The 14,471-nt window shown below is 38.9% G+C and carries 13 protein-coding genes; 8 read left to right on the forward strand and 5 right to left on the reverse strand.

What is annotated here, in order from left to right; genetic code table 11:
* Positions 1-155 precede the first annotated feature (155 nt).
* The 5 genes from rimP (at position 156) to truB (ending at position 6,225) form a co-directional block, all read left to right on the forward strand.
* Positions 156-617 (forward strand): ribosome maturation factor RimP, encoded by a 462-nt coding sequence (gene rimP / locus AC5LXV_RS06655; RefSeq protein WP_110434198.1) that lies wholly within the window; start codon positions 156-158, stop codon positions 615-617.
* A gap of 17 nt (positions 618-634) precedes the next feature.
* Positions 635-2,110, forward strand: coding sequence for a transcription termination factor NusA (gene nusA, locus AC5LXV_RS06660; protein ID WP_110434197.1), 1,476 nt, complete (start codon positions 635-637; stop codon positions 2,108-2,110).
* Between the two features lie 17 nt (positions 2,111-2,127).
* Positions 2,128-4,797 (forward strand): translation initiation factor IF-2, encoded by a 2,670-nt coding sequence (gene infB, locus AC5LXV_RS06665; RefSeq protein ID WP_493467745.1) that lies wholly within the window; start codon positions 2,128-2,130, stop codon positions 4,795-4,797.
* A gap of 81 nt (positions 4,798-4,878) precedes the next feature.
* Entirely contained in the window at positions 4,879-5,256 is a 378-nt protein-coding gene (gene rbfA, locus AC5LXV_RS06670) for a 30S ribosome-binding factor RbfA (RefSeq protein WP_034882735.1), read from the forward strand.
* A gap of 66 nt (positions 5,257-5,322) precedes the next feature.
* Positions 5,323-6,225, forward strand: coding sequence for a tRNA pseudouridine(55) synthase TruB (gene truB, locus AC5LXV_RS06675; RefSeq protein WP_493467746.1), 903 nt, complete (start codon positions 5,323-5,325; stop codon positions 6,223-6,225).
* A 32-nt stretch (positions 6,226-6,257) separates the two neighbouring features.
* Here the strand turns inward: truB and AC5LXV_RS06680 are convergent, their stop codons facing one another.
* The gene (locus AC5LXV_RS06680) at positions 6,258-7,307 is read right to left on the reverse strand and encodes a LacI family DNA-binding transcriptional regulator (protein WP_493467747.1); all 1,050 of its coding nucleotides are present in this window, start codon (positions 7,305-7,307) and stop codon (positions 6,258-6,260) included.
* A gap of 179 nt (positions 7,308-7,486) precedes the next feature.
* Between AC5LXV_RS06680 and AC5LXV_RS06685 the strand changes: the two genes are divergently transcribed.
* Genes AC5LXV_RS06685 through dnaB form a run of 3 tightly spaced genes read left to right on the forward strand, consistent with a single transcriptional unit; the run spans position 7,487 to position 10,738 of the window.
* Complete coding sequence (locus tag AC5LXV_RS06685) at positions 7,487-8,494, forward strand: aspartate-semialdehyde dehydrogenase (RefSeq protein ID WP_493467748.1); 1,008 nt, start codon at positions 7,487-7,489, stop codon at positions 8,492-8,494.
* Positions 8,481-9,272, forward strand: coding sequence for a tRNA pseudouridine(38-40) synthase TruA (truA, locus tag AC5LXV_RS06690; RefSeq protein WP_110434192.1), 792 nt, complete (start codon positions 8,481-8,483; stop codon positions 9,270-9,272). Before AC5LXV_RS06685 ends, truA begins: the two co-directional genes overlap by 14 nt.
* A gap of 47 nt (positions 9,273-9,319) precedes the next feature.
* On the forward strand, positions 9,320-10,738 hold the full coding sequence (dnaB, locus tag AC5LXV_RS06695; RefSeq protein WP_493467749.1) for a replicative DNA helicase: 1,419 nt from the start codon (positions 9,320-9,322) through the stop codon (positions 10,736-10,738).
* A 58-nt stretch (positions 10,739-10,796) separates the two neighbouring features.
* Here the strand turns inward: dnaB and AC5LXV_RS06700 are convergent, their stop codons facing one another.
* Genes AC5LXV_RS06700 through AC5LXV_RS06715 form a run of 4 tightly spaced genes read right to left on the reverse strand, consistent with a single transcriptional unit; the run spans position 10,797 to position 14,306 of the window.
* A complete protein-coding gene (locus tag AC5LXV_RS06700) occupies positions 10,797-11,633 on the reverse strand; it encodes a metal ABC transporter permease (protein ID WP_493452833.1) in 837 nt (278 codons plus the stop codon).
* A complete protein-coding gene (locus tag AC5LXV_RS06705; RefSeq protein WP_493467750.1) occupies positions 11,630-12,490 on the reverse strand; it encodes a metal ABC transporter permease in 861 nt (286 codons plus the stop codon). The genes AC5LXV_RS06700 and AC5LXV_RS06705 overlap by 4 nt, the downstream gene beginning before the upstream one ends.
* Entirely contained in the window at positions 12,490-13,386 is an 897-nt protein-coding gene (locus tag AC5LXV_RS06710) for a manganese/iron ABC transporter ATP-binding protein (protein WP_110434188.1), read from the reverse strand. Before AC5LXV_RS06710 ends, AC5LXV_RS06705 begins: the two co-directional genes overlap by 1 nt.
* Positions 13,386-14,306: a metal ABC transporter substrate-binding protein gene (locus AC5LXV_RS06715; RefSeq protein WP_493467751.1), complete on the reverse strand. Its 921-nt coding sequence runs from the start codon at positions 14,304-14,306 to the stop codon at positions 13,386-13,388. Before AC5LXV_RS06715 ends, AC5LXV_RS06710 begins: the two co-directional genes overlap by 1 nt.
* Positions 14,307-14,471 lie beyond the last annotated feature (165 nt).

Genomic DNA, 14,471 nt, shown 5'->3' on the forward strand with positions numbered 1-14,471 from the left:
TATTGTCTGAAAGTTCGAATCAAGTGGCTTCATTATATTATGTTTTAAATGTAGCCTCGCTTGTCGAGGTTTTTTTATATGTTATGATTTAAACGCGAGTTTAAAAGGAATGTTGGGCTTTATGCCCTTTTTTATTTTCTGCAGTGGAGGTTTGTTTGGCTAATTTAGAACAGCAATTGACCGATATCATTCGAGAGCCTGTTAATGCCCTTGGTTTTGAACTAGTTGGGATTGAATACATTCGTGGTCGTTACCCTGTTTTGCGCGTATATATTGATAGCGAAAATGGTATTACCGTTGATGATTGTGCTGATGTTAGTCGACAAATTAGTGCGGTACTTGATGTAGAAGACCCTATCAAAGATGCTTATAATCTTGAGGTTTCGTCACCAGGTATGGATCGGCCTTTGTTTACGCTTGAACATTATCAACGTTTTGTTGGTGAAGAAGTCACAATCAGTTTGCGTATTCCGGTTGCCAATCGCCGCAAGTGGAAAGGACAGATTAAAGCCATCGATAATGAAATGATTACTTTAATCGTCGATGGTAGTGATGAAGTGTTTGCCTTTAGCAATATTCAAAAGGCAAACATTGTACCTAATTTTAACCTTAAATAGAGTACGGGTGTAAAAGGATGAATAAAGAAATTTTAGCTGTTGTAGAAGCGGTATCAAATGAAAAAGCACTTACCCGAGATAAGATTTTCGAAGCGCTAGAAAACGCGTTAGCAACGGCAACTAAAAAGAAACATACTGTTGATATTGATGTTACCGTAAAAATTGACCACAAAACCGGAGATTATGATACCTTCCGTCGTTGGTTAGTGGTTAATGAAGTGACTCAACCTACTAAAGAAATCACACTGGAAGCAGCAAAGTTTGAAGATCCAGATGTAAAAATAGGTGATTATGTTGAAGAACAAATTGAGTCAGTCGCATTCGACCGTATCACGACGCAAACGGCTAAACAAGTTATTGTACAAAAAGTTCGTGAAGCTGAGCGTGCTATGGTTATTGACATGTTTAGAAACCGAATTGGTGATATCGTAACCGGTATTGTTAAAAAGACCAATCGTGATAGCGTTATCCTTGATTTAGGCAATAACGCTGATGCGATGATGTCTCGTCACGATATGTTACCACGTGAAAACTTTCGCATTGGTGACCGTGTGCGCGGCATTTTATATCTTGTTGAACAAGATAATAAACCAGCGCAACTCTGTGTTAGTCGTTCCAATCCTGAAATGATGGAAGAACTATTCCGCATTGAAGTGCCAGAAATCGGTGAAGAGATGATCGACATCAAAGGTGTTGCTCGTGACCCAGGTTCTCGCGCTAAAATTGCCGTTAGCAGTAACGACCGTCGTATTGACCCGGTTGGTGCCTGTGTTGGTATGCGCGGCGCGCGGGTACAAGCGGTTTCGAATGAATTTGGTGGTGAACGTATTGATATCGTTTTATGGGATGATAATCCAGCCCAATATGTCATTAATGCGATGGCGCCAGCCGATGTAGTATCTATCGTGGTTGATGAAGACAAACACACTATGGATGTTGCCGTTAATGCCGATACCTTACCGCAAGCTATAGGGCGTAATGGCCAAAATATCCGTTTAGCATCGCAACTTACTGGTTGGACGTTAAACGTAATGAGTACTGAAGATTTACAAGAAAAACATCAAGCGGAATCTTTTGCAGCCATCAATAATCTAATGAAATATCTAGATATTGAAGAAGAACTTGCACAACTTTTAGTCGAAGAAGGCTTTACTTCACTGGAAGAACTTGCTTATGTACCAGTTGATGAGTTACTTGAAATTGAAGAACTTGATGAAGAATTGGTTGAAGCATTAAGAAATCGAGCAAAAGATGCATTAACAACAATTGCTCTTGCTCAAAGTGGTAACAAACAACCTGAACAAGATCTTTTAGATCTACCAGGTATGACACAAGAATTAGCCTATCAATTAGCGCAGCATGATATAGTCTCTTTAGAAGATTTAGCTGAACAAGGTACAGATGACCTTGCAGATATTGAAGGTTTAACAAGCACACAAGCTGGCGATTTTATTATGGCTGCCCGTAATATTTGTTGGTTTGCAAATGAATAATTGAGGGAAAGTAATACATGACCAAAGTATCAATCGAAACACTGGCTCAAGAAATAAAGACACCAGTGCAAACACTTTTGCAACAGTTTGCTGATGCTGGTATGAAAAAAACTGCATCTGACACTGTGACCCAAAAGGAAAAAGAAGCTTTGCTTGCGCATTTAAAACCTCAGCAAGGCCCAACAAAATTAACTTTGCAACGTAAAACACATTCAACACTCAATGTGTCTAGCGGTGGTGGTAAGAGTAAAGAAATCAAAGTTGAAGTTCGTAAAAAACGTACGATTGTTAAACAAGATCCCGCTGAGTTAGAAAAAGCACGTCTTGAAGCGGAACAAAAAGCCAAGCAAGAAGCTGAATTAAAAGCGCGTAAAGAAGCTGAAGAAAAAGCAAAATTAGCGGCTGAAGAACAAAAGAAACGTGAAGAAGAAGCTAAAGCTGAGGCTGAAGCTGAAGCTAAAAAACGTATACAGGAACAGAAAGTTAAAACTGCTCAGGAACAAGCTGTTGATCCAAAAGTCAAAAAAGCACAAGATGAAAAAGCACGCTTAGAAGCAGAAGCAAACGAAATCAAGCGTAAAGCGGAAGAAGAAAACCGTCGTAAACTTGAAGAAGATGCCAAACGTATGGCAGAAGAAGCGCGTAAACTTGCTGAACAATATAGCGACAGCGAAGAGACAGATAATAGTGACGATGACGATTATCATGTCACTACTTCTAAATATGCTCGTGCTGCTGAAGATGATACCGATCGTGAAGTTGAAGGTGGTCGTGGTCGTGGACGCGGTAATAAACAAACTAAACAGAAGAAATCGAGCAAGTTATCAGAAGGTAAAGCTGAGCGTGAAGAAGCTCGTGCCGTTACTCGTGGTAATCACAAGAAGAAAGGCAAAAGTTCTTTACAACAAAGCTTCACAAAACCAGTTCAAGCTATCAATCGCGATGTGGTTATTGGTGAAACCATCACAGTTGCTGAACTAGCTAATAAAATGGCAGTAAAAGGTTCAGAAGTGATTAAAACTATGATGAAAATGGGTGCCATGGCAACCATCAATCAGGTTATCGATCAAGAAACTGCGCAACTTGTTGCTGAAGAAATGGGACACAAAGTGGTACTTCGTCGTGAAAACGAACTTGAAGAATCATTAATGAGTGACCGTGATACCGGTGCGGAAAAAGTTTCTCGTGCGCCAGTTGTAACCATCATGGGACACGTTGACCATGGTAAAACCTCATTACTTGACTATATTCGTAAAGCAAAAGTGGCGTCAGGCGAAGCAGGTGGTATTACTCAGCACATCGGTGCTTACCACGTTAAAACTGCTAGCGGTGAAATCACTTTCTTAGATACTCCGGGTCATGCCGCGTTTACCTCAATGCGTGCTCGTGGTGCTAAAGCCACCGATATCGTGGTATTAGTGGTTGCTGCTGATGATGGTGTGATGCCACAAACCATCGAAGCGATTCAACATGCGAAAGCCGCAAATGTGCCAATTGTTGTTGCGGTAAACAAAATTGATAAACCAGAAGCCGATCCAGAACGTGTTAAAGGTGAACTCGCTCAATATGGCGTAATGTCAGAAGATTGGGGCGGTGACACTCAGTTCGTTCATGTTTCAGCGAAAGCAGGTACCGGTATTGACCAACTACTTGAAGCAATTCTATTACAAGCAGAAGTCCTTGAACTTACAGCTTATGAATCAGGTATGGCCAGTGGGGTGGTTATCGAATCCTTCCTTGATAAAGGACGTGGTCCGGTTGCGACTGTACTGGTTCAATCAGGTACTTTACGCAAAGGCGATATCGTACTGTGTGGATTTGAATATGGCCGTATTCGTGCAATGCGTAACGAATTAGGTAAAGAAGTGACTGAAGCAGGTCCTTCAATTCCGGTGGAAATTTTAGGTCTTTCTGGCGTACCGTCAGCAGGTGATGAAGCCACTGTTGTTCGAGATGAAAAGAAAGCCCGTGAAGTTGCCTTATATCGTCAAGGTAAATTCCGTGATGTTAAACTTGCTCGTCAACAGAAAGCGAAACTGGAAAACATGTTTACTAACATGACGGAAGGTGACGTATCTGAACTTAATATCGTTCTTAAAGCTGACGTACAAGGTTCGGTTGAAGCGATTTGTGATTCATTACTTAAACTATCAACAGATGAAGTTAAAGTTAAAATCATTGGTTCAGGCGTAGGTGGTATTACCGAAACGGATGCATCACTTGCAGCCGCATCTAACGCAATCATTCTAGGTTTTAACGTTCGTGCCGATGCGTCAGCGCGTAAAGTTGTCGAAGCAGAAAACTTAGATCTCCGTTACTATTCGGTTATTTATGACCTAATTGACGAAGTCAAACAAGCCATGAGTGGTATGCTTGCTCCAGAATACAAGCAAGAAATTATTGGTCTTGCTGAAGTTCGTGATGTATTTAAATCACCTAAATTTGGCGCAATCGCTGGTTGTATGGTAACCGAAGGCGTGGTTAAACGTCATAACCCAATTCGTGTATTACGTGATAACGTGGTTATTTATGAAGGCGAACTTGAATCATTACGTCGCTTCAAAGATGATGTTAACGAAGTTCGTAACGGCATGGAGTGTGGTATTGGTGTTCGTAACTACAATGATGTTCGCGTTGGCGATACTATTGAAGTCTTTGAAACTGTCGAAATCAAGCGTACTATTTAATTAATTGGTTAATTAATAGGTTAACATGTGATAAGCAAGGTTTTTTAAGCCTTGCTTAAACATATTTTAAGGAAAATAGATATGGCAAAAGCATTTAATCGATCATCTCGCGTGGGACATGAATTACAAAAAGAGATTGCGATTATTTTACAGCGCGAAATCAAAGATCCACGTTTAGGCATGGTAACTGTTTCCGGTGTAGATATCTCACGTGACCTCTCTTACGCAAAAGTATTTGTGACGTTTTTAAATGATGATGATCCGCAAGTTATCGAGCAAGGATTGAATGTCTTAAATGATGCAAAAGGGTATATTCGTACACTAATTGGTAAGGCGATGCGTTTACGAATTATTCCTGAAATTAAATTCTTCTATGATGAGTCGCTGGTTAAAGGCATGCAGATGTCGAGTTTAGTCTCGGATGTTATCAAACAAGACAACGAGCGTCATAAAGATTAATAACTAAAAACTACTCAATGTTGTAAAAAATATTGAGGAGTATGATCCATTTCAGATTAAATATTAATGATGAATATAAAGAAAACTCGCCGTGATGTTCACGGCGTTTTGTTATTAGACAAGCCCCAAGGCATGACATCAAACGATGCCTTACAAAAAGTGAAAAGAATATTCAATGCTAAAAAAGCAGGACACACTGGTGCGCTCGATCCATTAGCAACCGGAATGTTGCCGATCTGTTTTGGTGAAGCGACTAAGTTTTCACAATACTTATTAGATTCTGATAAACGTTATCGCGTGATCGCTAAATTGGGTCAACGAACTGATACATCTGATGCTGATGGTCAAGTAATCTGCACTAAACCGGTCAATGTCACTCAGACACAAATCGATGAGGCCTTAAGCCATTTTCGCGGTGATATTTTACAAGTGCCTACCATCTTTTCGGCTTTAAAATATCAGGGCAAACCACTTTATGAGTACGCTCGCCAAGGTATTGTCATTGAGCGAGAAGCCAGACCGATTAGCGTTTACGAAAATCAGTTTATCCAATACGATTTTGCTAAACAGGAGTTAACTTTAGAGATCCATTGCTCAAAAGGGACTTATATTCGAACCATTATCGATGATTTAGGTGAATTACTTGGCTGTGGTGCGCATGTGATCTATTTAAGACGCTTGCAGGTATCAAATTATCCCGTCGATAAAATGATCAGCCTAGATGAGTTACAAAATATCAGTGAAAAAGAACCATTACTTATGCCTGTCGATAGCCCATTACAAGCGAGCCGAAAAGTGGTATTGAGTGAAAGCCAAGGGAAAGATATCTTATTAGGCAGAACCGTTACTGTTGAAAGCTCTGTACCCGTTGAAACATTAGTGAGAATTTATATGGAGCAACAATTTATTGGTGCAGGAAGCCAAATCCTCAATAAATTATCGCCAAAAAGATTGATATCAATCTCCTAACTAATAGGTTATCTGATATAAAAAATAGACGATTATTTAACAAAAAACATTTCGGTATCGATAATATGACATTGTGATAATGATGTCATATCTTGTTTAAGAATTTGACATAATAACTGGGCTGATTTACAACCCATTTGGTATAAAGGTTTATTGACTCTACTTAGCCGATCTAACTCATTATATTGAAGATCATTGGAATAGCTAATATAAGTAATTGCAAGCGGATGTAGCAGTTGTGATTGACTCTCTTTAGCTTGGTGTAATGCCCCAAAAAGTGAGCGATAACTCGACAAATAATTTTGTGCATGATAGCTATCGCAATCAAAACAAGATAGGCTACTTAGGTCCTCAAAAATAATCGCTGATGGTGGCTTATTGCTTTGAAGTAAACTCCTAACGGCTTCACGCCCATGTTCATAGGTTAGGCAACCTTGAATGATATAATCAGTATCGATTGGCATATTAATGCGTTGCAATGCCTGTTGATAGCCCTGTAAAAAAAGGGAGGAGTTGGCATTTTTATCGCTATTAACAAAAATGGCGATTTTATTATGCCCTTGATCAATCAAATGCTGAGTGGTTTGAAAACCAATGGTCAGGTGATCGAAATGAACACACGAAAAGTTATTCTTAAAGTGATTAACAAATATGATTGGTGGTAATGATTTTTTATAATTATACAACTGGCTGAAGTAGGGTGCTTGATTGATAATTATAATACCAATAAAGCAATTTTGTTTAATATATTGAATTAAATGATAAATATCATTTTTGGCATGATAAGAAAATTGCCAATAAAACCATTGAAATCCAGTTTCATGTAACACTTGTTCAATACCAAAATTAATCAGACTTTTAGAGATGAGCTGGTTATCAATAATTAAAATTTTATTGCTTTGATGAACTAATTGGTAGTCTTTTAAATTTTTTGATATATCAACATTTAAAGCCTTCATCGCTTGGTAAACTAGAAGTTGAGTTTGTGGCGCGGTTAAGTTTGGTGTTCTTAATACTCTTGATACAGTAGCAATTGAAACCTTCGCCTTTCGGGCTATGACCGATAATGATGTTTTTGTCATAATCATCAATAAAATTAAATAATCGATAAAATTACTTTAGCGAGAATTGTCGAAGTTGTAATTAATAAAAATTCAATTTTTCGAGCAAGATTCCAAATTTTAGAAAATATCTTTTTTCAAAAATCTTTAACAATAAAGTGGTATAATTGCCACTAAATTTTTTAATTCGGGTTTATTATATGTCTGCATGGAATATCGCCATTGTTGGTGCGACAGGACAAGTGGGTTCTGCGCTAATTGAGTTATTAAATAACTCAAAAACTATTGAAATTGAAAATCTCTATTTAGTCGGTAGCGACAACAGCGCCGGTGAAGTTGTACGCTTTGCGGGTAAAAATTTAACCGTGATTGATAGTCAACAAATGGATTGGAGCCAATGCCATTTTGCCTTTTTTGTTGCTGGCAGTAAAACCAGCGAAAAATATGCTCAAACAGCCGCACAAGCAGGTTGTATTGTTATCGATGCTAGTGGCTTTTTTGCTGATCAAGATCATATTCCATTAATTGTGCCTAAAGTAAATAACAGTGTATTGACCGAATATCGCAATGAAAACATCATTGCTGTAGCTAGTCCAACGGTATCTCAATTATTGCGCTGTGTGGCGTCATTAGCTGATATCCAATTGGTAACTAATCTACATGTAAGTAGCTTTATTCCATCATCACTATATGGCAAACCAGGTATTGATGAACTTGCAGGACAAAGTGCTCGGTTACTTAATGGTATGCCAGTTGATAATGAGCTGTTTGACAATCAATTGGCTTTTAATCTATTACCAATTTCTCATGAGTCTGATCACCGAAGTTTAGGGGAGCATTCGCAGATTAACCAAATTCGTAAAGTGATAAGTAATTATGATTTACCTATCTCTATTGAATCAGTTATTGTGCCGGTATTTTACGGATTGGCTCAAGCGGTGAATGTTTCCAGCAGCTTACCAATTGAATTAGATATGGCTCGTTTTAGTGAATTTGGGGTAGAAGTGAAAAGTGAAGATTTACCAACCCCAGTAACCGAAGTAAACCCCGAAGCTGAAAACAACTTAACCATTAAGCTGGCTAATTTACGACACAGCTATGGCAATTATGAGCAAATTCAATTTTGGTCAGTGGCGGATAATATCCGTTACTTAGGTGGACTAATGTTAATCGAGACGCTTGAGATCTTAATTAATGACTACCTGTAAGATTGCATTAGGTATCGAGTATGATGGCAGTGGCTATTTTGGTTGGCAACGTCAACAGCACGTTGACTCTATCCAACAAAGATTAGAATCCGCCTTATCAGTGATCGCCAATGAAACCATAACGGTATTTTGCGCCGGAAGAACTGATGCCGGCGTCCATGCAACAGGGCAAGTTATTCATTTTGAAACCACTGCTCAGCGTGCACAAGGTGCATGGACAATGGGTGTCAATTCCCATCTTCCTGACAATATCGCTGTACGCTGGGCAAAAAGTGTTGATGATAGTTTTCATGCTAGATTTAGCGCAACAGCTCGCCGTTATCGATATGTGATTTATAACCACCGTTATCGGCCGGCGATTTTAGCTAAAGGGGTATCACACTATTATCTGCCATTAAATGAACAACTCATGCATCAAGCAGCACAATATTTATTAGGTGAAAATGACTTTTCATCGTTTAGAGCGGCGCAGTGTCAATCACGGACACCTTGGCGTAATATTCATCACATTGCAGTTACAAGACAGGGCGAATATGTTATTGTCGATATTAAAGCCAATGCCTTTGTTCACCATATGGTGCGTAATATTGTCGGGAGTTTGCTAGAGGTTGGTGCTGGCAATCAACCACCGCAGTGGATCGATGAGCTATTAAAAGCTAAAGACCGTACTCAAGCGGCAGCAACAGCAAAACCAGAAGGTTTATATTTGGTTCAGGTGGATTATCCATTAGAATATCAAATTCCTAAATGTGCTTTAGGACCATTATTTATACAGTAAGCCAATTAGCTAACGATTAAATTAATTTAAATAAAAAGATGAATGCAATGAATACTGATGATTCAAATAAAGAACTGAAAAATCAAGACGTAAAAAAATCAAAAGTACAAAATATTAAATTGCCGCCTCACTCTATCGAGGCCGAGCAGGCTGTACTAGGCAGCCTAATGCTAGATAATCAGCGTTGGGATGTTGTTGCTGAAATGATTACTGACCGTGATTTTTATTCTCGTCATCATCAACTTATCTTTTCAGAAATGCATACCCTAGTCAGTCGTGGTACGCCGATTGATTTGATCACACTTTCCGAAAGCTTAGAAAGTAAAGACCTACTAGTCGATGTCGGCGGATTTGCTTATTTAGCAGAGCTTTCCAAAAACACCCCTAGCGCCATTAATGTGGTGGCGTATACGGATATCATTCGTCAACAAGCGATATTGCGTGAACTGATTAGCGCTTCAAATGAAATAGCTGACAACTGTTACTCAACCGAAGGTCGAGATAGCACCGAAATTTTAGATTTGGCAGAAAGTAAAATTTTCCAAATTGCCGAAAGTCGTACTACGCAAGGTGAAGGCCCGAAAAATATCACCGAGGTGCTAGAAGCAACTGTGGCAAAAATTGAAGAGTTATTCCAACGCCCACATGATGGGGTGACTGGAGTATCAACCGGCTTTCTTGATTTAGATAAAAAAACCGCAGGTTTACAGCGTTCAGATTTAATTATCATTGCGGCTCGTCCATCTATGGGGAAAACCACTTTTGCGATGAATCTCTGCGAAAACGCAGCTATGATGCAAGAAAAACCAGTTCTTATCTTTAGTTTAGAGATGCCATCTGAACAGATTATGATGCGTATGTTAGCGTCGTTGTCACGCGTTGACCAAACTCGTATTCGTACTGGTCAATTGCAAGATGATGATTGGGCAAGAATATCGAGCACCATGGGACTACTTCTTGAGAAGAAAAATATCTATATCGATGACTCATCCGGATTAACACCTATGGAGTTGCGTTCACGCGCAAGACGAATCTACCGTGAACATAAAGGTTTAAGTATGATCATGGTCGATTACTTACAGCTAATGCGAGTGCCAAATATATCCGAGAACCGAACGCTTGAGATTGCGGAAATTTCACGTTCATTAAAAGCTTTAGCGAAAGAGTTACAAATCCCCGTCGTAGCTCTATCACAGCTTAACCGTAGCTTAGAGCAACGCGCTGATAAACGGCCGGTTAACTCAGACTTACGTGAATCTGGATCTATTGAACAAGATGCTGACGTGATTATGTTTATCTATCGTGATGAAGTTTATAACGAAGCATCGGAACATAAAGGTATTGCTGAAATCATTTTAGGTAAACAGCGTAATGGTCCAATAGGCAAAGTACGCTTAAAATTCCAAGGTCAATTCTCACGGTTTGATAATTATGCTGATGCCGGCAAATATTTGGATGATGAATAGTTAAGCCATAATAACTAGTGTAAATGTAGAATAATGCAAAGCATTTACACTAGCTCAATTAATGCCTTACTTTATGATTAACATAGACTCGATAAAACTGAGCCATAACAAAGATAAACGCCTGTAAAATTACAATACAAGCACTGGTTGAGGCATCTAAATGAAAACTGATTAATGTACCGGTTACCGTCGAAAAAGCTGATACAATCACCGCAATCACTAACATCTTCTCAAAACGTTTGGTTAACAAAAATGCAGTAATACCTGGGGCGATTAGCATTGCAATAACTAAGATAACACCAGCGGCTTTTAGTGAGCCAACAATGGTTAACGCCAATATACTCAATAAACCATAATGTAATAATTTAACAGGCAAACCAACCACTTTCGCTTGCACCGCATCAAAACAGTACAACATCAGATCGCGTCGTTTAATAATAACTAAAATCGAAACAATACTCGCAATGGCGATGATTTGTATTAATTCTTGATAACTTGTTCCTAATACGCTACCGAATAAAATATGGTTCAAATGTTGTGATGTTTCAACTTTAGAAAATAGTACCAAACCAAAGGCAAACATCCCTGAAAAGACAATTCCCATTACGGTATCCTCTTTTATTCGACTATTTTCCTTAATGTATCCGGTAGCGACAGAACAAAATAATCCGGAAGTAAACGCACCTATTATCAGTGGGATACCGGCCAAATAAGCGAGTACAATTCCTGGTAATACGGCGTGAGAAATAGCATCTCCCATCAATGACCAGCCTTTCAATACTAAAAAGCATGACAGCAGGGCACAAACAATTCCAGTAGCTAAAGCGGCCAAAATAGCCCGTTGAACAAAAGGAATGGTTAAGGGATGATAGATAAGTTCCCATAATACTGTCATAGAGATCCCCCTCGTCTTGCTTGTCTAATTCGGCGGCGGTTGGAAAGCAAACCTTGTTTAGGTGCAAATAAGAAGGCGGTTAAAAAGACTAATGTTTGTAGTGTCACTATCACGCCACCGGTTTCGCCATTTAAAAAGTAACTAATCCAGGCGCCAATGGCACTGGTTAGCGCACCAATAATTACCGAAATAATTAATAACCGTGAAAACCTATCGGTAAGTAGGTAAGCGGTTGCGCCTGGGGTTACTACCATCGCAATAACTAAGATTGCGCCGACGGTTTGCAATGCTGCCACAGTACAGGCACTTAGAATGGTAAAAAATAGGATCTTTAACGCTAATGGCCTTAAGCCGATGGAACGAGCATGGATTTCGTCAAAAAATACCACTAACAGATCTTTCCAAAAAAAGAGAAGCAAAATAAACGAAACCAAAATAATGATTTGCACTTGCCACATATCACTATCATCAATTCCCAAAATGTTACCAAAAATAATGGTTTGAGCATTAATGGAGGTTGGGTTTAGGGAAATAATTAAAAGTCCAATAGCAAAAAAGGTTGAAAAGATAAACCCAATAATGGCATCTTCTTTTAAGCGAGTAAAAGCACGTACAATCGTTATTGACAAAGCAGCTAACAATCCAGTAAAAAAAGCACCGACCGAATAAGGCAAACCGAGCGCATAAGCACCGGCCACACCCGGCACGACAGAGTGCGAAAGGGCATCGCCCATTAATGACCAACCTTTTAACATCAAAAATGCCGATAAAAATGCACATGCGGCACCAACAATACTACTTACCCAAATGGCTTTTAACATAAAGCCATAGGTAAATGGTTCAAGAAGTAGTTCCATTAGTGTTGCCCTTTAGTTTCAATAACCGTTGGTTCGACAAGTAAATCCTGATGAGCAGAATTATCACTGCCTTCACCATAAAATACTGCGGCACGTTCATCATCGGTTAAAATTGACATTTTGCGAGGATCTTCATCTTGGTGCAATTGTTCGCCAGATAAACTTAAATAACGTAGTGCACCACCAAACGTTGTCATTAGATTTTGTGGTGTAAAGGTGGTTTTGGTTTCGCCAAAAGCTAACACTGTTTGGTTGATTAATACCACTTGATCACAAAATTCAGGCACACTACCTAAATTGTGGGTAGAAACTAAAATCAAATGACCTTCATCTCGCAGAGCTTTAAGCAGATCGATAATGGCATTTTCGGTTTTAACGTCAACGCCGGTAAATGGCTCATCTAACAATAAAACCTTACCTTGTTGAGCTAAAGCTCTTGCCAAAAAGACCCGCTTTTTTTGACCGCCAGAAAGTTGACCAATCTGGCGATGTTTAAAATCCAACATATTGACTCGGTCTAGTGCTAAATCGACCTGTCTCTTGTCTTCTTTACTCGGTATTCGTAAAAAAGACATATGACCATAACGACCCATCATCACTACATCCGATACCAAAACTGGAAAATCCCAATCGACCTCCTCGGTTTGCGGAACATAAGCAATAATATTTTGCTTTAATGCCTGTTTTACCGAGATATTATTAAATGTCACCTGACCTTTAGTAGGTTTTATCATCCCCATAATGCTTTTAAATAGTGTTGATTTTCCACTACCATTAACGCCTACCAGCGCACAGATTGTGCCACCATTTAGCCGAAAACTAGCATCATGAATCGCAGTGTGACCATTATTATAAGTCACGGTAATATCATCAACATTTAAGCAAATTTGTGTCATTATTTTTCGAATCCTTTAGCGATTGTTTCAACCGTTACTTTTAATAAATCGATATAAGTTGGAACTGGACCATCTTTGGTCGAGAGTGAATCGACATAAAGCACACCACCATATTTAGCGCCGGTTTCTTTACTTACTTGCTTAGCAGGCTTATCGGAAATAGTACTTTCACTAAATAACACAGGGATATTATTCGCTCGGACTAAATCAATAAGATTTTTAACTTGCTTAGGTGTTCCTTGTTGCTCGGCATTAATTGGCCATAGATATGCTTCTTTAAGATTATAATCACGGGCTAAATAACTAAATGCCCCCTCACTAGTGACTAACCAACGTTGTGATTCGGGGATCTTCGCTAGACGCTCACGTAGTGGAGCATCAAGAGCCTTAATTTTCGCCACATATTCTGCGGCATTCTTATTATAAATCTCGGCATTTTTTGGATCATATTTAACCAAAGCGGCACGAATATTTTCAACATAAGTCAAAGCAAGGGTTGGTGACATCCAAGCATGTGGATTGGGATTACCTTTATAACTACCTTCTTGAATTGGCATAGGATCAATACCTTCTGTCACAACAACGGAAGGCACATTTTTGACATCCTCAAAAAAACGTTCAAACCACAGCTCTAAATTCAAACCATTCCACAACACCAAATCAGCAGAAAGGGCTTTAGTAATATCTTGCGGAGTAGGATCGTACTCATGAATTTCAGCGCCGACTTTAGTAATTGATTCAACAACCGCAGCATCGCCAGCTACATTTTGAGCTATATCTTGAATAACGGTAAATGTGGTAACCACTTTAAATTTTTTCTCATCAGCCGATGCTGAGTTGGCTAAGCCAGTCAAAATCAACAGCGATGTTAAAATCGCATTTAATAATGTTTTACGGCTTTTAAAAAAATTGAATTTCATTGATGGGTCCTTATTGTATACTATCTGCTCGAACTTAATCGGACACAGAAGATAAGTTATAGATAAAACGATCAAAAATGTGTGAAATCGCTTTTTTGATCACTCCCTAATACTTAAAAATGCAAAATCATGTTTTAAATGTTAATGAGAATTATTATCATTAAT

This window comes from Gilliamella sp. LMG 34359 (assembly GCF_984569085.1).

What these genes read in the sequence shown, in the direction of transcription:
- nusA (WP_110434197.1), top strand. Translation starts at nt 635, where the DNA reads ATGAATAAAGAAATTTTAGCTGTTGTAGAAGCGGTATCAAATGAAAAA.
- infB (WP_493467745.1), top strand. Translation starts at nt 2,128, where the DNA reads ATGACCAAAGTATCAATCGAAACACTGGCTCAAGAAATAAAGACACCA.
- rbfA (WP_034882735.1), top strand. Translation starts at nt 4,879, where the DNA reads ATGGCAAAAGCATTTAATCGATCATCTCGCGTGGGACATGAATTACAA.
- truB (WP_493467746.1), top strand. Translation starts at nt 5,323, where the DNA reads ATGATGAATATAAAGAAAACTCGCCGTGATGTTCACGGCGTTTTGTTA.
- AC5LXV_RS06680 (WP_493467747.1), bottom strand. Translation starts at nt 7,307, where the DNA reads ATGACAAAAACATCATTATCGGTCATAGCCCGAAAGGCGAAGGTTTCA.
- AC5LXV_RS06685 (WP_493467748.1), top strand. Translation starts at nt 7,487, where the DNA reads ATGTCTGCATGGAATATCGCCATTGTTGGTGCGACAGGACAAGTGGGT.
- truA (WP_110434192.1), top strand. Translation starts at nt 8,481, where the DNA reads ATGACTACCTGTAAGATTGCATTAGGTATCGAGTATGATGGCAGTGGC.
- dnaB (WP_493467749.1), top strand. Translation starts at nt 9,320, where the DNA reads ATGAATACTGATGATTCAAATAAAGAACTGAAAAATCAAGACGTAAAA.
- AC5LXV_RS06700 (WP_493452833.1), bottom strand. Translation starts at nt 11,633, where the DNA reads ATGACAGTATTATGGGAACTTATCTATCATCCCTTAACCATTCCTTTT.
- AC5LXV_RS06705 (WP_493467750.1), bottom strand. Translation starts at nt 12,490, where the DNA reads ATGGAACTACTTCTTGAACCATTTACCTATGGCTTTATGTTAAAAGCC.
- AC5LXV_RS06710 (WP_110434188.1), bottom strand. Translation starts at nt 13,386, where the DNA reads ATGACACAAATTTGCTTAAATGTTGATGATATTACCGTGACTTATAAT.
- AC5LXV_RS06715 (WP_493467751.1), bottom strand. Translation starts at nt 14,306, where the DNA reads ATGAAATTCAATTTTTTTAAAAGCCGTAAAACATTATTAAATGCGATT.